The organism is Pyxidicoccus fallax, assembly GCF_012933655.1.
GTDB classification, from domain to species: domain Bacteria; phylum Myxococcota; class Myxococcia; order Myxococcales; family Myxococcaceae; genus Myxococcus; species Myxococcus fallax.
In genome coordinates this window covers 1-19440 of record NZ_JABBJJ010000036.1, presented here as the reverse complement: position 1 = coordinate 19440, position 19440 = coordinate 1, and the positions used below count along the sequence as shown (strand labels likewise).

The 19440-nt window shown below is 71.2% G+C and carries 20 protein-coding genes and 1 pseudogene; 9 read left to right on the top strand and 12 right to left on the bottom strand.

What is annotated here, in order from left to right:
• Positions 1-44: 44 nt before the first annotated feature.
• Positions 45-1205: an aminotransferase class V-fold PLP-dependent enzyme gene (locus tag HG543_RS10605; protein WP_169344593.1), complete on the top strand. Its 1161-nt coding sequence runs from the start codon at positions 45-47 to the stop codon at positions 1203-1205.
• Positions 1206-1280: 75 nt separating this feature from the next.
• Here HG543_RS10605 and HG543_RS10600 read toward each other — a convergent pair whose 3' ends face one another.
• From HG543_RS10600 to HG543_RS10580, 5 genes are all read right to left on the bottom strand, one after another.
• Positions 1281-1760, bottom strand: a complete 480-nt coding sequence (locus tag HG543_RS10600; RefSeq protein WP_169344592.1) for a hypothetical protein — start codon at positions 1758-1760, stop codon at positions 1281-1283.
• A 147-nt stretch (positions 1761-1907) separates the two neighbouring features.
• Positions 1908-2786, bottom strand: a complete 879-nt coding sequence (locus tag HG543_RS10595) for an SAM-dependent methyltransferase (protein WP_169344591.1) — start codon at positions 2784-2786, stop codon at positions 1908-1910.
• Positions 2783-3520, bottom strand: a complete 738-nt coding sequence (locus tag HG543_RS10590) for a hypothetical protein (RefSeq protein WP_169344590.1) — start codon at positions 3518-3520, stop codon at positions 2783-2785. Before HG543_RS10590 ends, HG543_RS10595 begins: the two co-directional genes overlap by 4 nt.
• Positions 3517-4860, bottom strand: coding sequence for a sensor histidine kinase (locus HG543_RS10585; protein ID WP_169344589.1), 1344 nt, complete (start codon positions 4858-4860; stop codon positions 3517-3519). Before HG543_RS10585 ends, HG543_RS10590 begins: the two co-directional genes overlap by 4 nt.
• Positions 4857-5174 (bottom strand): hypothetical protein, encoded by a 318-nt coding sequence (locus tag HG543_RS10580; protein WP_343073320.1) that lies wholly within the window; start codon positions 5172-5174, stop codon positions 4857-4859. Before HG543_RS10580 ends, HG543_RS10585 begins: the two co-directional genes overlap by 4 nt.
• Before the next feature lie 465 nt (positions 5175-5639).
• Here HG543_RS10580 and rhtA point away from each other — a divergent pair, with 465 nt between their 5' ends.
• Positions 5640-6578, top strand: coding sequence for a threonine/homoserine exporter RhtA (rhtA, locus tag HG543_RS10575; protein ID WP_343073319.1), 939 nt, complete (start codon positions 5640-5642; stop codon positions 6576-6578).
• Between the two features lie 23 nt (positions 6579-6601).
• On the opposite strand, the gene HG543_RS10570 is transcribed toward rhtA, so the two are convergent.
• A complete protein-coding gene (locus HG543_RS10570) occupies positions 6602-8062 on the bottom strand; it encodes a DOMON domain-containing protein (protein WP_169344587.1) in 1461 nt (486 codons plus the stop codon).
• 214 nt (positions 8063-8276) lie between these two features.
• Here HG543_RS10570 and HG543_RS10565 point away from each other — a divergent pair, with 214 nt between their 5' ends.
• The gene (locus HG543_RS10565) at positions 8277-8939 is read left to right on the top strand and encodes a hypothetical protein (RefSeq protein ID WP_169344586.1); all 663 of its coding nucleotides are present in this window, start codon (positions 8277-8279) and stop codon (positions 8937-8939) included.
• A gap of 6 nt (positions 8940-8945) precedes the next feature.
• On the opposite strand, the gene HG543_RS10560 is transcribed toward HG543_RS10565, so the two are convergent.
• Positions 8946-9695 (bottom strand): DNA methyltransferase, encoded by a 750-nt coding sequence (locus HG543_RS10560; protein WP_169344585.1) that lies wholly within the window; start codon positions 9693-9695, stop codon positions 8946-8948.
• Between the two features lie 262 nt (positions 9696-9957).
• On the opposite strand from HG543_RS10560, the gene HG543_RS10555 reads away from it, so the two are divergent.
• The 3 genes from HG543_RS10555 (at position 9958) to HG543_RS56250 (ending at position 14028) form a co-directional block, all read left to right on the top strand.
• Positions 9958-10743: an alpha/beta fold hydrolase gene (locus HG543_RS10555; RefSeq protein ID WP_169344584.1), complete on the top strand. Its 786-nt coding sequence runs from the start codon at positions 9958-9960 to the stop codon at positions 10741-10743.
• A gap of 36 nt (positions 10744-10779) precedes the next feature.
• Positions 10780-11214: a hypothetical protein gene (locus tag HG543_RS10550; RefSeq protein ID WP_169344583.1), complete on the top strand. Its 435-nt coding sequence runs from the start codon at positions 10780-10782 to the stop codon at positions 11212-11214.
• Positions 11215-11442: 228 nt separating this feature from the next.
• Positions 11443-14028, top strand: coding sequence for a right-handed parallel beta-helix repeat-containing protein (locus tag HG543_RS56250; RefSeq protein ID WP_169344582.1), 2586 nt, complete (start codon positions 11443-11445; stop codon positions 14026-14028).
• 12 nt (positions 14029-14040) lie between these two features.
• Here the strand turns inward: HG543_RS56250 and HG543_RS10540 are convergent, their stop codons facing one another.
• Positions 14041-14415: a hypothetical protein gene (locus HG543_RS10540; RefSeq protein ID WP_169344578.1), complete on the bottom strand. Its 375-nt coding sequence runs from the start codon at positions 14413-14415 to the stop codon at positions 14041-14043.
• Here HG543_RS10540 and HG543_RS56760 point away from each other — a divergent pair.
• Together HG543_RS56760 and HG543_RS55155 are read left to right on the top strand one after the other, a co-directional pair.
• A pseudogene (locus HG543_RS56760) lies at positions 14341-14742 on the top strand (histidine kinase dimerization/phospho-acceptor domain-containing protein); the annotation flags it as partial. The gene HG543_RS10540 and the pseudogene HG543_RS56760 overlap by 75 nt on opposite strands.
• A gap of 151 nt (positions 14743-14893) precedes the next feature.
• Positions 14894-15283: a sensor histidine kinase gene (locus tag HG543_RS55155; protein ID WP_343073318.1), complete on the top strand. Its 390-nt coding sequence runs from the start codon at positions 14894-14896 to the stop codon at positions 15281-15283.
• Positions 15284-15286: 3 nt separating this feature from the next.
• Here HG543_RS55155 and HG543_RS10530 read toward each other — a convergent pair whose 3' ends face one another.
• From HG543_RS10530 to HG543_RS10520, 3 genes are all read right to left on the bottom strand, one after another.
• Positions 15287-15865: a VapC50 family PIN domain-containing toxin gene (locus HG543_RS10530; protein ID WP_169344581.1), complete on the bottom strand. Its 579-nt coding sequence runs from the start codon at positions 15863-15865 to the stop codon at positions 15287-15289.
• A gap of 58 nt (positions 15866-15923) precedes the next feature.
• Positions 15924-16421, bottom strand: coding sequence for a helix-turn-helix domain-containing protein (locus HG543_RS10525; protein ID WP_211193843.1), 498 nt, complete (start codon positions 16419-16421; stop codon positions 15924-15926).
• 361 nt (positions 16422-16782) lie between these two features.
• A complete protein-coding gene (locus tag HG543_RS10520) occupies positions 16783-17250 on the bottom strand; it encodes a hemerythrin domain-containing protein (RefSeq protein ID WP_169344580.1) in 468 nt (155 codons plus the stop codon).
• Positions 17251-17499: 249 nt separating this feature from the next.
• Here HG543_RS10520 and HG543_RS10515 point away from each other — a divergent pair, with 249 nt between their 5' ends.
• Positions 17500-17898, top strand: a complete 399-nt coding sequence (locus HG543_RS10515) for a hypothetical protein (protein ID WP_171817855.1) — start codon at positions 17500-17502, stop codon at positions 17896-17898.
• Here the strand turns inward: HG543_RS10515 and HG543_RS10510 are convergent.
• Positions 17895-19440: toxin-antitoxin system YwqK family antitoxin (locus HG543_RS10510; protein WP_211193842.1), on the bottom strand; the 1546-nt coding region annotated here is incomplete at its 5' end. The genes HG543_RS10515 and HG543_RS10510 overlap by 4 nt on opposite strands.

Below are 19440 nucleotides of genomic sequence, written 5' to 3'. Positions count from 1 at the left end.
CCACCGACGCGTGCTCAAGCAGCTCCCCCGGTTGCGTTCCCCAGATGCAACACGATAGCAAGCCCCCCGTGTCCATCCCCAGCCAGCGTCACCTCTTCGAGATTCCCGACGGCGTCACGTACCTCAACTGCGCGTACATGTCCCCGCAGCTCCGCTCCGTGCGGGCGGCGGGCGAGGCGGCGCTGGACCTCAAGGCGCGACCCTGGCGCGTGAAGCCGGAGGACTTCTTCACCGGCTCGGAGGCGCTGCGGGGCCTCTTCGCGCGGCTGGTGGGCGCGGACGCGGAGGGCGTGGCGCTGGTGCCCTCGGTGAGCTACGGCACGGCGGTGGCGGCGGCCAACCTGCGCGTGCGCGAGGGGCAGACGCTGGTGGTGCTGGCGGAGGAGTTCCCCTCCAACTTCTACCCGTGGCGCGAGCTGGCGCGCCGCGCTCGGGCCCACGTCGTCACGGTGGCGCGGCCGGAGGACGGGGACTGGACGCGCGCGGTGCTGGCGGAGGTGGACTCGCGCTGCGCGCTGGTGGCGGTGCCGCACTGCCACTGGACGGACGGCGCCTTCGTGGACCTGGTGCGCGTGGGGGCGCGGGCGCGCGAGGTGGGCGCGGCGCTGGTGGTGGACGGCACGCAGTCGGTGGGCGCGCTGCCGCTGGACGTGGCCGCCGTGCGGCCGGACTTCCTGGTGTCCGCGGGATACAAGTGGCTGATGGGGCCCTACAGCCTGGGTTACCTCTACGTCGCGCCCCAGCATCGCGAGGGCGTGCCGCTGGAGCAGAACTGGCTGCTCCGCCAGGGCAGTGAGGAATTCTCACGGCTGGTGGACTACCGCGACACGTACCAGCCCGGGGCGCGCCGCTTCGACGTGGGCGAGCGCAGCAACTTCCAGCTCGTCCCCATGGCCGCGGCCGCGTTGGAGCAACTGCTGGCGTGGGGCGTGGAGGACCTGCAGCGCACGTTGCGCGGGCTGACGGACCGAATTGCGCGGGGCGCGACCGCGTTGCGGCTGGAGGTCTCCCCCGAGGCGAACCGCGTGGGGCATCTCATCGGCCTGCGACGCCGGGGCGGGTATGCGCCCGTGGTGGCGCGGCGCCTGGCCGAGCAGGACATCCACGTCAGCGTGCGCGGTGACAACCTGCGCGTCGCGCCGCACCTGTACAACACGCCGGAGGACGCGGACCGGCTGCTCGCCGCCCTGGAGCCGCTGCTCTAGACGCGCGCGCGGGCGCCAGGGCGCGGGAAGATCCCGGACCCTGGCGCCTTACGGCCCTACGTGGGCCGAGCGGGATTACTGCTGGGTGTCGGGCTGCGTGGTGCCCGCGCCAGTGCCGCTGCTGCCCGTGTCGTTCTCGATGGAGCCCGAGCCGCCGGTGGAGCCGCCCACGTCGCCGCCCGAGCCGCCGGTGGAGCCACCCATGTCGTCGCCCATGCCGGAGCCGCCGATGCCCGCGTCACCCGCGCCGCCGGTGCCCGCGTCCGTGGCTCCCATGCTCCCCGCGCCCTGGGCGCCACTCCCTCCCGTGCCTCCCATGTCCGGGCTGGAACCCTGGTCCTGGGTGCCCATGTCGCCGGAGCCGCCGGTGCCCTGCATGTCGGTGCTACCGGCGCCGCCGGATCCGCCGGTGCCCTCCATGCCGGTACTGGAACCTTCCTGGCCGGCGCCGCCCGCGCCGCCCGTGCCGCCTTCCTGCCCGCGGTTCTGGCACCCGGTCACCGTCATGGCCGCCGCGACCGCCCCGAGCACCACCCAACGCTTGAATGCCTTCATGAGTGTACCGCCTCCCGTGGAATGACTGGCCAAAGGCTGGGGGCGATGGCGCCATGCGGCATCTGTCCGAACCGCCTCCGTCGCCTGCCCGTGCTGTCACCAGGCGGGCTGGCAGGCACTTGCTTCCGGGAGGTCCACCGCGCGCCGTCAGCCCGCGCGGCGCAGCACGAGCAGGGCGTACTCCAGCCCGCCGTCCATCAGCGCCTGCTGGAGTCGCAGGTGCTCGCGGCTGGACTCGCCGCGGGTGGCCTGGGCGAGCGCGCGCAGCGGGTGCATGCCGCTGGCGGCGGCGCGCTCGTGGGCCATCAGCTCCAGGGTGAGGGACCAGAAGCCCACCACGCGCGAGGACACGTCGTCGCGGACCTCCAGCTCCAGCCCCGCGGCGTGCGCGGCGGAGAGGTACTCGTCCAGCGAGCCGATGTTCGTGCGCCAGTACCGGTCGAAGGGTCCGGCCAGCTCCGGCCGCCCGAGGAAGCAGTCGGCGATGGCCACCACGCCCTGGGGCTTGAGCAGCGCGCGCACGCGGCGGAACCAGTCGGCGCGCGGCAGGTAGCACGCGCTCTCCACCGCCACCACCGCGTCGAAGCACGCGCGGCCCGGCACCGCCAGCGCGTCGCAGACCTGGGGCCGCACCCGCGAGCCCACGCCGGCCACCTCCGCGAAGCCACGTACCAGGTCCGCGTGCGCGGGCACGTTGGTCACCGCCGTCACCCGCGCGTGGTGCTCCATGGCCCAGTACAGCGAGCCGCCGCCCAGGCCGCAGCCCACGTCCAGCACGTCTCCGCCGTCCGGGAAGTGGCCCACCGCGCGCGCCAGCTCCGCCAGCAGCGCCTCCTGGGCGGCGTGCACCTGCGCGCGCACCTGGTCCTCCGGCGCGCCCGGTGGGGCCAGCGCGTCCACCAGTCCGGAGTGGTAGTGCACGCGCGGCCCCGGGCCATAGCGGCGCAGGATGCGCTCCGTCTTCTCGTCGTAATACCCGGCCACCTCGTCACGCCGCGCCTCGGTCTTCGGGGCTTCTGCCCTCATGACTCCACCTCCGGGAGAATCGGTTCGATGCGGCGCAGGGCCGCGTCCAGGCAACGCAGGTCGTGCCGGCGCAGCGCCTGCACGGCGCCGCGGGCCCAGCCCACCACCACGTTGCGGTCCTCGGGCGGCATGCTGGTGAAGCGCACGTCGCGCGAGCGGATGTCCTCCACCACGTGCGCGGCCACGCCCAGCGCGCGCCCCGCTTCCGGCGCGCGCGGCTCCAGCACCGAGCCCGCCCACAGCACGCGCAGGTAGGCCTCCCACTGCTGCCCGGCGATGCCCTCGGCCACCTGGCGGAACAGCGGGGCCGTCCACTCGCGGGCGCGCACCTCCAGCGCCTGGGGCCCGGCCGCGAGCGCCAGCGTGCGCATGGCGTCCGCGAGCACCGGCGCCGGCACCCGCGCGTCTGGACCCGCCAGCGTGGCGAAAGCCAGGTTCTGCAGGAGGAACTGCACGCACGGCCCCACCCGCACGGGCTGCGCGTGGTAGGTGCATTCGCCGTCGATGAGGTCGTCGGCGAGGTTGCCCGCGCAGAAGCAGAAGAAGAGACCCACGCCGCGCGAGAGCAGCACGGGCCGGGGCAGGCCGGCCTCGGCGCCCGCCTCGTAGAAGAGGGGCAGCGGCCCGGGCTGGCCCGCCTCCAGCGTGGCGAGCACGTCGCGCTCGGCCACGTCCGGTAGCTCCATGCGGCGCAGCACGCGCAGCGCTTCCTGGTAGAGGGCTCCCGCGCTCATCGGTACTCCCTGGGCAGCACGACGCGCAGCAGGGCTCCGCCGCCGGGTGCGTTCTGCCGGTGCAACATGCCGCCGCTGGCGCGCAGCAGGCACTCGCTGGTGTAGAGCCCCAGGCCGGTGCCCTGGGGCTTGGTGGTGAACAGCTCCTGGGAGGGGCCGGCGGGGTGGCTCGCCGTGAAGCCCGGTCCGTCGTCGGAGATGACGACCTCCAGCCGTCCGCTGAGGGGCTCCACGCGGGCGCGGATGCGCACCTGCTCGGCGCCATTCTCGCCGTCGCCCTCGCACGCGTTGAGGACCAGGTTCTCCACCACGCGGCGCAGCGTGGGGGCGCCGCCGCGCATCAGCACCCGGGGCGGCGGCTGGTCCTCCACCTCGACGTGGATGTCCACGTCCGGGAAGCGCAGGCCCACGCTGGCCTGCACCGACTCCAGCACCGGCGTCAGCTCCACCGGCTCCGGGTCCGAGCCGGCGTGGCGCCGGCCCTTGGCGCGGATCTCCGTCACCCGCTCCTTGATTTGCGCCAGGCTGACGCGCAGCTGCTTCACCCGCTCGTCGAACTCGGCGCGCGCGGCCGGGTGCCGCTGCACGCCCATGACGGCCAGCATGTCCGCCGCGCTGCTGGCGTTCTGAAGCGCGTTGTCGAGGTCATGGTGGTAGCCGAGGATTTCACCCAGGGCCTGGGACAGCCGGCCCACGTCGCGCTCCTGCTGCTCCAGGAGCTGCGCGTGCACGGCGGCGCGCAGGCGCTCCGCGTCCGAGCGGGCCTTGTCGTGCTGCATGGCGAAGGAGCCCAGGTACAGCTCGGCGGTGAGCGCCGCGGGGCCGATGACGCCGAAGAGGGCCAGGTGCTCGTCGCTGTCGCGCAGCTGCAGGGCCGCCAGCAGCGCCAGCGCGGTGCCCACGGCGAGGAAGGGCTGGCGCGGCGTCACCCGGTGCAGCCGGCCGTGGAACGCGGTGGTGAAGAGGAGGAGCGAGGCGATGACGGTGGCGCCCGGCAGCGCGGACAGCGCCATGAGGGCCGCCACGAAGAAGTGCATGGCGGCCACGCCGAAGGCCAGCCACAGCCAGCCCCAGGGCTCGATGCGCTGGCGGCGGCGGTGGACGACGGAGAAGAGCAGCCCCGTCACCAGCATGGGCGTGGCGCACAACAGCCCGATGCCGAAGGGGATGCCGAAGAACAGGCGCGCGCCCGGCGCCCACGCCGCCACGGCCAGCAGGCCCACCACGAAGGTGGTGAGCACCAGCCAGGGACCCACGCTGGACGCGGTCAGGACCTCGGCCGCGTCCTGCGAGCGTGTCCAGCGACGGAAGGACGACGTGACGGCGTTGCGTCGGTTCATACCGTGACGGTGGGGTAGATGCCCGCTGTCAGGTGGAGCAGGTTGGCTTCCTGGATGGCCCGCGCGGCCCGGCGGCCCAGCTCCTCGACGAGGTCCGGATTGCCGGCGCGGGTGATGCGCACCTCCACCTCTCCGCCAGCGAGGACGTGGTGCAGCGCCTCCAGTACCGGCCGCAGGGCCGGATTGATTTCGAGCGCGCCGCGTGCGCCCTCCACCGCGCCCAGTTCCTGCGTGCGGAGGATGTAGTCCCCCAACGCGCTGGCCAGGTCGATGGTGACGATGCGCGGCCCGAGAATGTCGTTGTAGCCGTCCACTGTGGTACCCCCCCAGGGAGCCGCGTCACGCGGCCCCTGTCGGCGTTGTACAAGGTTCCTCCGTCCGCAGTCGCCCCCCCGGCCTTCCGCGCGCGGGGGTGGCGCGGTCCGGTATGGGGATGACCCGGTGGTGTGGAAGGAGCCCTGGTGTGGGTCCCGCGTGAGTGGTGCTCGGCCGACTCGGCCGTGAGGCGGCCGGAGCGTGGACGTTGGTGGATGGGTGTCTCGAGGCTTCATGCTGGTTGCCCCCCGGAAACCAGGCACAGCCGTGGATGCCTCGCGGTGTCGTGATGCCCTGACACCGCGCCTTCTCTCTCTTCACCGGAGCAAAGCGGTACCGCGAGAGTCCCGTCAAACCCATGGGTCGCGGGAGTGTTGTCCAGCGCCTTCCGCCTTCCCGGAAGTCGCGAGGAATGCCGGGCGGTGGACACGTGTGGGGTGTGCCCCCAGGTCCGTGGGGACGCGATGGGCGTAGGGCGCGTGCGCGCGGCGTGCGAAGGTGCGGCGCAAATGTCTCGAGTCCGGACGATGTTGAGCCCTGTGAGTGTCGCGGTGCTGACACTTCTGGTGGCGATGACCTCCATCCAGGTGGGGGCGTCGGTGGCGAAGCGGCTGTTTCCGCTGATCGGCGCGCAGGGGGTGACGACGCTCCGGGTGTTCTTCGCGGCGTTGATGCTGCTGGCCTTCTGGCGTCCGTGGCGGCGGAAGCTCACGCGCAAGGAACTGTGGGTGGTGGTCGTCTACGGGGCGGCGCTGGGGGGGATGAACATGACGTTCTACCTGGCGCTGGAGCGAATCCCCCTGGGCATCGCGGTGGCCATCGAGTTCACCGGGCCGTTGGCGGTGGCGCTGCTGTCGACGCGCAGGCCCATCGACTTCGTGTGGGCGTTCCTGGCGGTGGCGGGCATCCTGATGATTCTGCCGCTGGCGGAGAGTTCGAAGGCGCTCGACTGGGTGGGCGTCTTCTGGGCGCTGGTGGCGGGCACGTGCTGGGCGTTCTACATCCTGTTCGGCCAGCGGGCCGGAGCGTCGGTGCACGGCGGCACGGCGACGTCGCTGGGCATGGTGACGGCGGCGCTGCTGGTGTGTCCCTTCGGGGTGGCGCGCGCGGGGACGCAGCTTCTGGACGTGTCACTTCTGCCCATGGCGCTGGCGGTGGCGGTGCTGTCGAGCGCGCTGCCGTACTCGCTGGAGATGATTGCGCTGAAGCGGCTGCCGGCGAGGACGTTCGGCATCCTGATGAGCCTGGAGCCGGCGCTCGCGGCGCTGTCGGGGCTGGTGTTCCTGCGCGAGCAGCTGACGGTGATTCAGTGGGCGGCCATCGGCTGCGTCATCCTCGCGTCCGCGGGCAGCTCCGCGACGTCCAAGCCGGCCGTCGCGGAGGTTCCGGAGGGAGTGGACTGACGCGGGGACGCGTCACCGCCGGCTCACGGCTGGTCTTCCGCCACGCCCGAAGGCTCGGGCGCCTCGAACGTCTCCGTCTTGTACTTCCCCGTCTTCGCGTCGAACGTGTGGCGCGTGGCGAGCCGCTTCTCGCCGCGCTTGCCGTTCGCGTCCTCCTCCACCTCGAACGCCTCGATGCGCGTGAGGGCCTCGTCCGCGGTCCACTCCACCGGGTTGCCCATCAGGCCGCCCGCGCCCTGGAGGTTCTCCGGCTTGGAGAACTTCCCCTGCGCGTCCATCGTGAAGTGATTGAAGTACACCAGCGGGCACGCGCCGCACGCGCCGCTGCCCATGGGGTTGTTGGGGCCGTCGTACACCTGGACCACGTGCATCCCCGGCGCGCGCTGCACCACCTTCACCTGGTCCCGGCCCACGTCCTGCGTCCCCAGAATCGTCTGCCCCCTGCGGGACACCACCCACCGGCTCACGGTGCCCATCGCATCCGCCACCGCGGGCACGGAGACGAGCTCCACGTCGCCCACCTTGCCCAGGCTCGTCACCGAGCCCAGGTCCACCTGCACCACGTCGGGGCTCGGGGAGTCGGGCACGAACTGGTAGGCCACCGCCGGGTTCAGCCACACCTGGAGCGCATCCGCGTCCGGCCCCGGCGCGTACGACGCTCCCGGCTGCTCCTTCAGCGCCCGCTCCAGCAGCTCCGGCCACTTCCCGAAGCGCAGCGGCTTCTTCAGCGCCACCGCGTGGAACGTGGACGCGTCACCGAACTTCCGCTTCGGAGACGACGACAGGAACGTCTCCTGCTTCACGCCGCCCTCGTCGCTGTCCACGAGGTCCACCAGCACGCGCACGTCCTTCAGCGGCGCCTGGGCCGTGCGGGGGAACGCGCTCGTGGGGATGAGCGCCTCGAAGCGGTAGCCGCCGGGGAAGGGCTCATAGCGCGCCTGCCCCACGGTGCCATTCAGCCCGAAGCGCACCACACCCTTCGGCGTCAGGCCGTACTGCGCGACGAGGTCCGCCTGCATCTGCTTGCGCCGCGCCGTCTGCTGCTTGAACCACGTCTTGCACTTCGCCGGGTCCTCCGGGGACGCCTTCGCGCAGTCGGACTCCTTGGTGACGCGGTGCTCGTCCACATGGCTGATGAAGGCCAGCGGCGGCATCTTCGGCTGCGGCAGCGCGAGCCACACCTCGACGTGGTCGGCGTTGATGTCCCGCTTCGGATTCGTGAGCTGCACCTTGTCGTCCATCACCTCGCCGGCGATGACGAGGCCCTGGGCATCCATGGCCAGCCACACCTTCGCGGACAGGTCCGCCGGCGAGGCCACCTTCATCTCGCCCGCCACCTGATTCCCCGCGCCCAGCGCGAGCGACGGCGGCTGCTTCCACTCGTCGAGCTTCCCATCGACCTGGAAGCCCGCGGGCAGTCCTTCGTGGAGCTGCGGGGAGGGCGCGGCGGCGAGCAGCAGGAGCGTGGTGGGCAGCGTGAGCATGGAGTCGTTCCCCCTGGAGAGCGCGGTGGCGGCACCGCGTGGCGAGCCCTCTGTAGCACCGCGACCGCCGGCCTGACACGTGACTCACCGGAGACCCGGCCCTCCTGAAAACAGGGGCGTCCCGGCGGCCGCTTCCACCGATACGCCCCACGAGCGAGCACCCGAGCGTCTTCGTGCTCGCACGGAGCGTGGCGGCGCGCTACACGGCGGCGCCATGCGTGACCGAATCCAGGCCGTGCTCCGCCAGCTCTCCCAGGTGCCCGAAGTCGAGGCGCGCTGGCTGCACACCCTGTCCCTGATGGAGTTCATTGGAGCGCGGAAGATTTCGCGCACCGTGGCGGACCGTCATCCGTCGCTGGAGGTGCTGGGCCACCTCGCGGACGAGACGCGCCATGCCTTCGCCTTCAAGCGCCTGTCGGCCGAGGTGGCCGGCGCCGAAATCACGGGCCTCCTCTGTCCGGAGGCCGCGGGCCGCTACTTCCAGGCGCTGGACCACGAGCTGGCCGCCTGGGCCACGGCGCACACGGGCGCTCCGGACGTGTACCTCCACTACCTGCTCACCACGACGGCCATCGAGCGCCGCGCCATGGTGCTCTACCCCCTCTACAAGGCGGCCTCCCGTCACCCGGGCGTGCGCGAGGAGCTGGGCCGCGTCGTCACCGAGGAGCAGGGCCACCGGCGTACCATCGAGGACGCGTGCGTGGCGCGCCTGTCCGCCGTGGGCGCGTCGCTGGACGAGGCGCTGGCGCTGGAGGAGCGGCTCTTCGGCGCCTTCATCGGCGAGCTGGAAGCGGCCGTCGCCCGGGAGCTCCAGGCCGTGCCGCTTCCCGTGACGGACACCGCGCGGCCGGAGCGGACGCTCCCGACGGCGAACTAGCGCGTGTCACTCCGCGCCGGAGTCCTCCGGGGCTCCGGTGCCGCCCGCGCCGGCGAGCACGAGCTTCCCCTCGTGCCACTCGCCGCGCAGGTTGCGCGCCTTGCGCGCCCGCTTGCGGCTCAGCTCCACGCCCACCGCGTCCAGCCCGAGCGCGTTCGCCACGGCGAGCACCGTGCCGTGGCCGCAGAAGGGGTCCACCACGGTGCGCGTGGCGGTGTGCTCCAGGATGAAGCGGCACGCGACGAGGCAGGCCTCCACGCCCATGCCGCGCGTCCACGTCACCTCGCCCGCCTCCGGCAGCACGTCCGGCGTGGACTTCCCCATGTCCACGCGCACCCCGCGCGAGAAGGCCAGCAGGTGCGAGTACGCGGGCCGGCCGAACGTCACCGTCCCCGGCGCGCGGCGGCACACCACCTTGTGGAAGAGCATCTCGCAGCCGGCGTCCTCCGCGGCGCGCGCCACGAGGTAGCCCTTGTCCACCCAGGCGCCCTCCTGCTTCACGTCCGTCTGGTAGAAGAGCACCACCCCGTCCGGCGGCACGCGCGAGGCCACGAGCCCCGCGGCGCGCCGGAACCACGCCTTCCACTCGGCCAGCGTGAGCGAGGGGAACTCGGACACGTCCGGCAGCGACGCGATGGCCGAGCACCCCTCCAGCACCGGCCGCGCCTCCAGCCACGCCAGCGCGTCCTCGCAGTACACCGTGCGCCGAGGCCCTTCCGATGGAGCGCCGCCCGTCCCGTCCCGTTCATCCGCCATGAGGGCGCGGAGTCTGCCAGAGCCCCGGGCCGGGTGGCTGGGCGAGCAAGGAGGCCCGGACCTCGCGCACCGCCCAACGGCCACGCGGCCCGGTGTTCAAGACTGAACGGCGCTTCAGGTCCGCGCATGCTCCGTGCGAGCCGCTTCACTCGGGGACGGCGCCTACATAGGCCCCTTTGCACGCGTCCTGGAGTCGTGGCTTGCTTTCAGTTCTGCACATTTCTTCACCACTGCTTTATCCTGCGCCGCCGAGGAGACCTGAATGCCCACGACTTCCGCGTCTGACGGGACTTCGCTGCACTATCGCGTCATCGGAGATGGACCGCGCACGGTGGTGTTCGTGCACGGGTGGATGGTGTCCGGCGCCGTGTGGAACTCGCTGGTGGAGCGGCTGGATTTGACGGGGCTGCGGCTGGTGATTCCGGATGGCCGTGGCACGGGCCAGTCGGGGAAGCCGACCAGCGGCTACACGCTGCAGGGGCTGGCGCAGGACGTGCTGGCGGTGGCGGACGCGGCCGGGGCGAAGCGCTTCACGCTGGTGGGCCACAGCATGGGCGGCCAGCTCGCGCAGTGGGTGGCGGCGCAGGTGCCGGAGCGGGTGGAGGCGCTGATGCTGGTGAACTCGGTGCCGGCGTCGGGCATTCCGTTCCCCCCGGACGCGGCGGCGCTGTTCCGCACGTCGGCGGGCAACCGCGACAAGCAGCTCACCATCGTCACCCTCTGCACCAACAAGCTCGCGCCGGAGCTGGCGGAGGAGATGCTGAAGGACGCGGCGAACACGTGCGCGCCGGCCATCGAGAGCAACTTCGACGCGTTCACCGCGGGCGGCTTCGCGGACAAGCTCTCCGCGATTACGGCGCCCACGCTGGTGGTGGGCACGGACGATGCCTTCCTGCCGCATGCCTTCCTGCGGGACGCCATCGTGAAGCCCATCCGCCGCGCGCGCCTGGCGTACCTGCCGGGCGCCTTCCATTACCCGCAGGTGGAGCGTCCGGCGGAGCTGGCGGGGATGATCTCCGCGTTCCTCGCCGGCTCCGCGCCGGCCTGAGTCGAGCGCCATCCAAGGCACGAGGAGGTAGCAGCGATGGCCTGGAGCATGAACTTCGAGTACGACGCGCAGAATGACGTCGTCACGGCCCACTTCACGGACTGCGTCCTGACGAACGAGGCGGACGTCCAGCGCTGGCGGCGCGAGGTGGAGGAGCACCTGTCGAAGTACGCCGGCAAGGTGGACCTGCTCATCAACCTGGACGGGCTGGTGGTGAAGTTCACCGCGGGCCGCGTCTTCGGCAAGGAGCGCCGCGAGGTGCTGGAGCGCTACACGCACCGCTCGTACCGCTTTGGCGGTGACGAGATGACGCGCATGTTCGTGCTCACCAGCGGCGCCATCAACGGCGCGGCGGTGAACCACTACAACAACCGCGACGAGGCCCTGGCCGCGCTGAAGGCCGAGCGCGAGGCGCTGCGCAAGCGGGGCTTCTCGCCGTTTGGTGGAGGCTTCGCCGGCAGCAAGGCGTGAGGTGAGCGGCGAGAGGCCTGCGCTCGCGGGCCCACGCTCCACGCGCATCCCCGCTCGGGGCTCCGGGGGAAGGTTCCCCTGGTGAGGCCTGCCCCGGGTGTTGACTCCCCGACGTGAAGCGGCCCCCGAGGACAGCCGGGCAGGCTCGCCCGCCGGGGCCGGCTCCTTGGGAGGTCGGGCACTTGCCGATATCGTGACGTGTCTCGGCCCCGGACAGAGGACGCGGACATGTATCGAGCGGACATGAAGCGCCTGGCGCTGCTGGTGGGAGCGCTGGTGCTGGTCACGACTGGCTGCCATCTGGAAGAGGAGGAGGGCATCAACCTGGAGCCCTCCGCGTCGGCGCGGGTGGTGGTGGCGCTGCCGCGCTCGCTGCCCGCCGAGGCCGTGTCGCGTGTGCAGTTCTCCACAGGGGGCGGCGCGGATGCCGGCACTGGCGAGGACCTGACCTTCGGCGGCTCGGGGTGGGAGATCTCGGTGCGCGGCGTGGAGTCGGGTGAGCGGGCCACCCTGCGGGCGACGGTGCTCGACCCGGCGGGCGCGGAGTCGGCGCGGGTGGAGGTGCGGGACGTGGAGCTGCCGCGGCACCGGCCGGTGCGCGTGGTGCTGGTGCCCCAGGCGCCCGTGACGGGAGAGCCCACGGGTAACGCGGCGCCCTTCATTGATGCGGTGGTGGCCGGGGACGCGGTGCCTCGGCCTGGGGCGAAGCTGGAACTGCGCGCCGTGGCGCATGACCCCAACCCGGGTGAGGCGCTGACGTACGCGTGGCGCGCCACAGGCGGGAGCTTCTCCGATGAGACGATTGCCGCGCCGGAGTGGACGGCCCCGGTGGAGATGGGCCCGGTGATGCTGACGCTCCAGGTGACGGACGCGCGGGGCGCGGTGGCCACGCTGGACTTCCCGGTGCCGGTCGGTGTCGAGCGCGACGGGGGAGAGGCCGTCTTCAACCGCTGGCCCTCGCTGGCGGAGCTGGCGGCGCAGCCCACGAGGGTGAGCGATGGCTCGCCGGTGGCGCTCGAGGCGGTGGGCGTGGACGATGACGGGGATGCTCTCACCTACGCGTGGACGGCCACGTGCGAGGGCACCTTCGATGACCCGGCGGCGGCGCAGGCGAGCTTCACGCCGACGCGGCTGCCCGAGGCCGCGTGCAACAACTGCCGGCTGTCGCTGGTGGTGAGTGACGAGTACGGAGGCCGGCGCGAGGGGGCGGTGGAGCTGTGCGTGGAGCGCAAGGCGCCGCCGATCATCGAGTCCACCGAGCAACCCTCGCAGAGCGCGCAGGCGGGGCAGTTGATGCGGCTGAGGGCCACGGCGACGGACCCGCAGAACGAGCCGCTGGACTTCACGTGGACGGCGAGCACGGGGCTGCTCGGGACGCCGGTGCAGGCGGGGAACTCGGGTGAGGTGGACTGGACGGCGCTGTCCTGCCTGCCAGCGGGCGTGGAGCCCACGGTGCGGCTGACGGTGACGAATGCATCGGGGCTGAGTGCCTCGCACACCTTCGCGGTGCAGTGGGGGGACCGCCGGTGCGGGCGCTTCCCGCCGTGCACCGTCACGATGGCGAACGCGACGGTGACGCTGGGCGCGGACTGCGAGACGGAGAGCACGGTGTTCATCCCGGATGGGTACACCTTCGACGGCGCGGGGCGCGTGCTGACGGCGGAGGACCCGCAAGGGGGCCGCTTCCGGGGCGCAGTGCTGCGCAACCGGGGCACGACGGCACACGTGCGCGGCGTGACGGTGGCGGCGCGCGGGCTGAGGGCCGGTCCCTGTGATGGTGGCGCCGATGCGCTGAGCGGTATCCGGCTGGAGGGCGCGAGCGGCTCCATTGTGGGCAGCGAGGTGCGGGAGTTGGTCCAGGAGGGCTCGCTGGGCGGATGTCAGGAGGGCACGGCCATCGAGGTACGGAACGCGGTGGACGCGGCGGAGCCGGTGCGCGTGGACGTGCTGCGCAACCAGGCGTCGGGCTACCAGAAGGGCGGCATCGTGGTGGCGGGCCGGGTGGTGGCGACGGTGGAGGGCAACGCGTTGGATGGCGGTGGCCCGGTGGCTGCCATCGCGCGCAATGGCATCCAGGTGAGCTCCGGCGCCACGGGGCGCGTGGTGGACAACACGGTGCGGGGCCACGCGTACACGGGCCCGGGCTATGTCGCCTCGGGCATCGTGGTGGTGGGTGGGTCGTACTACGGCGTGCCGCTGAGCAAGAACGTCGTCATCCAGGATAACGAGCTGGCGGACAACGACGTGGGCATCAACCTGTCACAGTTGTCCACGGGCGAGGTGCCGCCGTCGGAGCCCACGAACATCCAGTTGCTGAAGAACAGGCTGAGCAGCGCGGCGGTGACGAACGGCATGTACCAGGCGGCCATCTCGGACTACGGCAGGGCCAACGTCATCAGCCGCAACGACATCAGCGGCCCGGGGTACGACCGGGCGACGCGGTCGGGCGTCACGTTCGATGTGGACGTGGTGGCGGAGGCTGCGTCGGAGGTGGTCTTCCTCACGCCGGAGCTGCGGGTGGCGGCGGGGACGTGCTCGGGGGCGCTGGTGGTGCAGAGCCAGGACGCGGCGGGCAACCTGTCGGCGCTGGCCTCGTCCGCGCTGGTGGTGCGCACCGAGAGCGCGGGCGTGACGTTCTACGCGGATGCGGCGTGCACGGAGGCACTGCCGGCGTCGGGAGCGGGCAGGGCGCTGACGCTGGAGGCGTCCCACCAGGAGGCGGTGTTCTACTTCCGGGCCGCGCAGGCGGGGGCCGTCACGGTGACGGTGGCGGGAGACGGAGTGAGCGCGTCGCAGGCGCAGACGGTGGAGTGAGCACGTTGCTTGTTAGGGCACGCTCTCGGGGGTGCTCGTGAAGAGGGTGTGAAGGAGCATCGTCTCCGGAGGCGCCTTGAACTCGACGAAGAGGGGAACCCGAGTCTGTGCCAGCGCTCTTGAGAGGGCGGTGGCTCCGAACAGGGTCTCCATCTTCCGGGCGATGATGTCCGCCGCGTGATGCGTGTCCGGAGGGAGGGGACCGAGGCTGGCCTTCTGGCCGATCCGTTCCTTCCCTCGGTATTCGAGCTCCACTCCGTAGACGATGTAGACGGGCGCCAGGATGCTGAGGCAACCGACCGCGACCCACCGATGCTTCGGTGTCGGGGTATTCTCGGGCGGGTGTCGCCCGAGGCGCGCGAGGTGCTGGAGCGGGTGCGCGGGCACGTGCTGGGCGGCCGGGGGGCGTACCAGCCCCGGGGCTACGAGGAGGCGGTGCGGGTGGCGCTGTCCGAGGGCGACCGGTGGCTTCTGCCTCGAGGCAGCTCGGTGTACGGCAAGACGGGCGAAGTGGTGGGCGCCACCGTCATCCTCCAGGACGTGACGCGGCTGCGGCGCTTCGACGAGCTGAAGCACGACCTGGTGGCCACGGTGGCGCACGAGTTCCGCACGCCGCTGACGTCGCTGCGCATGGCCATCCATCTGGTGGCGGAGGGCGTGATGGGCGCGGTGACGGAGAAGCAGGCGGACCTGCTCTTCGCGGCGCGCGAGGACTGTGAGCGCCTGCAGGGCATCGTGGACGACCTGCTCGACCTGTCGCGCATCCAGGCGGGGCGGCTGGAGCTGGAGGTGCGCCGGGTGCGGGCCGAGGCGCTGGTGGACGCGGCGTTGGACTCGCAGCGGGCGGTGGCCGAGGAGCCGCGGGGTGCGGCTGTCGAGGCAGGTGGCGCTGGACGTGGAAGAGGTGGAGGTGGACGCGGACCGGCTGGGGCTGGGGCTGAGGCTGGGCAACCTGGTGGGCAACGGGGTGAAGCACACGCCCGCGGGAGGCGAGGTGGAGGTCCGCGTGTCCTGGGAGGACGCGCGCATGTGCTTCGAGGTGCGGGACACCGGAGAGGGCATCGCCCCGGAGCAGCAGGCGCGCATCTTCGAGAAGTTCTACCGCGCGCCGGGCGCGCCGGCCGGAGGCGCCGGGCTGGGCCTGTCCATCGCGCGCGACATCGTGCAGGCGCACGGCGGGGACATCGGCGTGGTGAGCACGCCGGGTCAGGGCAGCACGTTCTGGTTCATCCTGCCGCAGCGGTTGAGCCAGTGAGCGTCAGTGGTCCACGAGGGGCGAAGGCGGGAGGAACTCTCGGACTTCCTCGACGAACTTCGGGACTGACTTTTCCAGTCCCTCCAACAGTCGCTTGAAGGTTACGGGAGGGTTCTTCCGTATCTCTGCCTGCGAGCGCAACAGCTCGATCATAACGATTGGAGCCTGACTGAGCAGGTTCCGCAGAAAGGTATCTGCATCTTGCGCCTGCATGCTTCGGGGAAGGTGCTCGGCTCCGAAGTCGCGCAGGTTATTCGTGACGATAGTCTGCGCGCCAACATGGGTTGCGACTGCAAGGACATGCCGGTCCTTGGGATGATTAGTCATGGCGCGCATTTGCTGCTCGTACCCGGTGACCATCGCTTGAGGGAAGAACTCGCGCATAGTCGAGACGCGACGCACGGCCTTCGCCTCGGTGAGACCAATCTTCTCGACGAGATTGCGTCGTACCTCTTCCAGGATCTCCTCGGACCAGTAGATCTGGATTAGTCCTTCCTCGGCCGCTCCCAGCAGCGCGTCACAAAGCGTGAGCGGGATGAGGACGTTGGCGTCGAGAACAACCGGGAAAGGGGCGTAGTGCACGCATGCACTCGTCCCTTGATCTGCCAGAGCAAGTCAAGGCGTCTTGAAGAGGCCCGGGTTACTCATCCAGCTCTGGGTATCCGCCGGCCTCCTGGGTTTCCTGGACCATCTCCGCGAATCTTGCACGCCGCTCCATCTTGCGACGGCTGCGGTACTCAAGCAGGTCCTGGGTATAGATGCGCCGGTGCGTGCCGACACGATGGTATGGAATCTTTCTCTCATCAAGGAGCTGTACGAGGTACTGGCGCGACACGTTGAGCAGGTTGGCGGCTTGCTGAGTCGTGAGTTCTTTCTGGATGGGGACGATGGAGACAGTGTCCCCAGAGGCGAGGACGGCCAGGAGCTGTTGCAGCAGCGTGAGGACGTCCCTGGGGACGGGAAGCGCTTCGTGGTTGGGCCCAAGAAGCGTGAAGCGCGGCTGGGGCCCCTGCCCCTGAAGCGTTTCAGTGATGATCTTCGCGAGCTGCTGGACCTGCCCCAGGCTCGCCTCGGTAGCTGCGACAGGCTCCGAACTGTGCGCGGAGGAGGGGGCGATATCGGGCTGGGGCTCGGTCATAGGTGTGCTCCACTCCATTGGGGCACAAGGGCCGCAGTGACGCTTAATTGCGTGCGTTGCGTACGATTAATGATGCCTACAGCTGACGTAACTGCAAGTGCCGATCGTTACGCCGATCCAGCGAGTGGTCGATCTGGATCGTAAGTACTTGAAATGATGGGATCTTTGTTGATTGAAGGACTGGGGACGTTTGGTGCTGTCGCTTGCTCGGTCGGTGGTATCCGTCTCAAGTGCAAGCTTCGTGCGTCCTGGAGTGGATCGAAGGTAGCCGCTCGTTTGTGCCTCGCTCCCAATCAAAAGGGCACCCCGAACGTGTGCCCGTCGGGTGCCCTGAAGGGGTGCTTCGCTTCGTCCCCGGTCCTCAGATGCTCGCTTCGCCCTGCAGCTTGCTCATCTCCTCCTTGCGCACGTCGGAGGCGGTGCGGACGATGTCCTTGCAGGACATGCCGATCTCCTGCTCGGTGACCTTCTGTCCGAACTGCGGGAGCACGTTCTGCTCCTCATCCGTGACGTGGCTCTTCACCACCCGCTCCAGCTCGTTCACGATGCCGCCCACCGCGTTCATGTCGTTGCGCGAGCGCAGCATGTCGGCGATGAGCCGCTTCATCTCACCGTGCTCCTCCTCCGAGTGCTGAATCTTGTCCTCGCCGATGACCCGGCGCGCGACGGGATATATCCAGCGCTCCTCGATGGTGGCGTGCAGGGTGAGCGCCTCCGCGAGCTGGATGCACAGCTCCTTCTTGCTCGCGTCGTCCTGGGTGTTGCGGAAGGCCTCGAACAGCGCGTCGGCCTCGCGGTGCTGCTGAATCAACAGGTCAATCACGTCCACGGCTGTGCTCCTTGGTCTCGGGTCCTTGCATCCGAACGGTCCGCACGACCGCCGGACGTCGCAATCACCGGCCCGGCCGCGCGGGGCCTCGCACGCTCCCCACCCCCGGTCTCCGTGGGAGCCCTGGGGCGCACACCTCCGGGCGTCGGAATGCACCCCCGCCTGGTGTCTCGACGGGAATACGCTCGTGCACACCCTGGACACGTCGTGCTGGTATTGGGGCCCGCGTTGAAGTGAAACGGAAGGGGTATGCGCCTGAACGGGATGATGGCCGGCGGCTCGCCGCCTGGGGATGGTGGTGGTGAGGACAACATCTTCTCGCGGGACCTCGCGCCCCCGAGCGGTGACAAGCGGCTCCGTCAGGCGCTGGTGCTGGGCGTGGTGCTGTTGCTGCTCGGCACCGTGTGGCTCTACCTCCAGGGCGGAGAGAACCGGGCGCTGAACGCCATGTCCCCCGCCCAGCGAGGCGCCTTCTTCCAGGAGACGCGCGACAGCATCCGCGAGTCCTGCCTGACGGACGCGGGCGTGAAGCGCGGCTTCGAGAAGCGCTGCCAGAAGCAGGCCGAGTTCCTCACCCGCTTCCCCGAGTGCGACGAGGCCTGCCGCCGGGAGATTGCCCCCGTGCTGCCGGCCCCGGCTCCGCGTTAGGGCGCGGGCTGCAGCGACAGCTCCACGCCCTCGGGCTTCTCGGCGACGCCGAAGCCGTTGGCCCGCGCCCGCTCCAGCGTGAGCTGGTAGAGCGCGGCCACCTTCGGGTCCTTCTCCGACTTGCTCCGGAGCAGCGCGAGCCGCTCCTGCCACCACTGCCGCGTGTGGCCTCCGCGCACCTCCTCCGCCTCGGTCGCGCCCTGCGGCAGTGACGAGGCCAGCGAGCTGCCGCCCACGAAGACGGCCGCGACGCCCGCGGTTTCCGCCGTGCCGCCGCCGCCCTCGCTCCACTGCTTCACCAGCTTCCCCTCCACGTCCCGCCGCACCCACCAGCCCGAGGGACGGCCCTGGTTGAACGCGCCTTCCACCTCCACCAGCCCCGACGCGAACCACGTCGCGTGGCGGCCGTGCGCCGCGCCCTTCTGGTAGTGCTTGCGGGACCGCGGGTTGCCATTGGCGTGGAACGTCGTGCTCGCGCCCTCCCGCTTGCCGTCGACGTACGCCTCCTCCATCGCGAGCCGCCCGTCCTGACCGTACAGCTTCCACGTCCCGTGCGGCTGCCCTCGCGCGTAGGCGCGCTCCTCCCACGGCACGCCCGCTTCGCTCCACGTGCGGAAGGTGCCGTGAGGCTGTCCCTCCTGGTACTCGCCGCTCGCGAGCAGCCGCCCGTCCGGCGTGCGCACCTGCTCGGGCCCCTGTCGCCGGCCATCCGGCAGCACGCACGCGCTCGTCCGCGAGCCGTTCTCTCCCACCGTGCGCCGCGTCCGCGTCCCCTCGCCACACGCCCACGCCTCGCTTCGCGCGAAGCCCCCGCCCACGAGCAGCACCCCGGTGACTCCCAGCGCGCCGGCCCACACGCCAGCCATGCGCGGGTGCTCAACGCCTCCCACGCGCGCCGCCGTGCGCATCCGCGTGTGCGCTGCCCCGGGCGCCTCACCGGCGCGCTTCAACGCGAGCAGCGCCTGACCCAGCCCGGCAAGCACCACGGCGAAGGCCGCCACCGACAGGGCCTTCGCCACCGAGGCCGCCAGGAACAGGGAGGGGTTCTCGGCGCCACGGAAGGCGACGACCGCGAGGGCCACCGCGGCCACGTGGAGCACCACGGCCACCACGCTCTTCGTCTTCAATCGCAGGTCGAGCCCGGAGTCCTGGGACTCGGCGACCCGCCCCAGTTCGCCCAGGACGCGCGGCCCGCCCACCAGGTGCACTCCAGGGACGAGCGTCAGCGCGATGCCCTCCAGCGCTCCCCAATCCAAGGAGGCCCGGGCCCGCCGCGCCAGCTCGTGTCCCATCCCCAAGACCAGCGCCACCAACCCCCAGGGCAGCAGCGCCAGCATCCACGCGGACAGCGGGAAGAAGTCCGACGGGGCCCCGGTGAGCACCGGCGCCAGCAGCGCCAGCTCCAACAGGGAGGGGAAGCGCTCCGGCAGGGCCGCCTGCATCACCAGCACGATGCCCGCGAGAGGCAGTGCCCCGGTGCCCATCAGGAACAAGGCCTGGCTCGGCAGCCGCTGTTTCTCCGGGAGCAGTCTCTTATACACA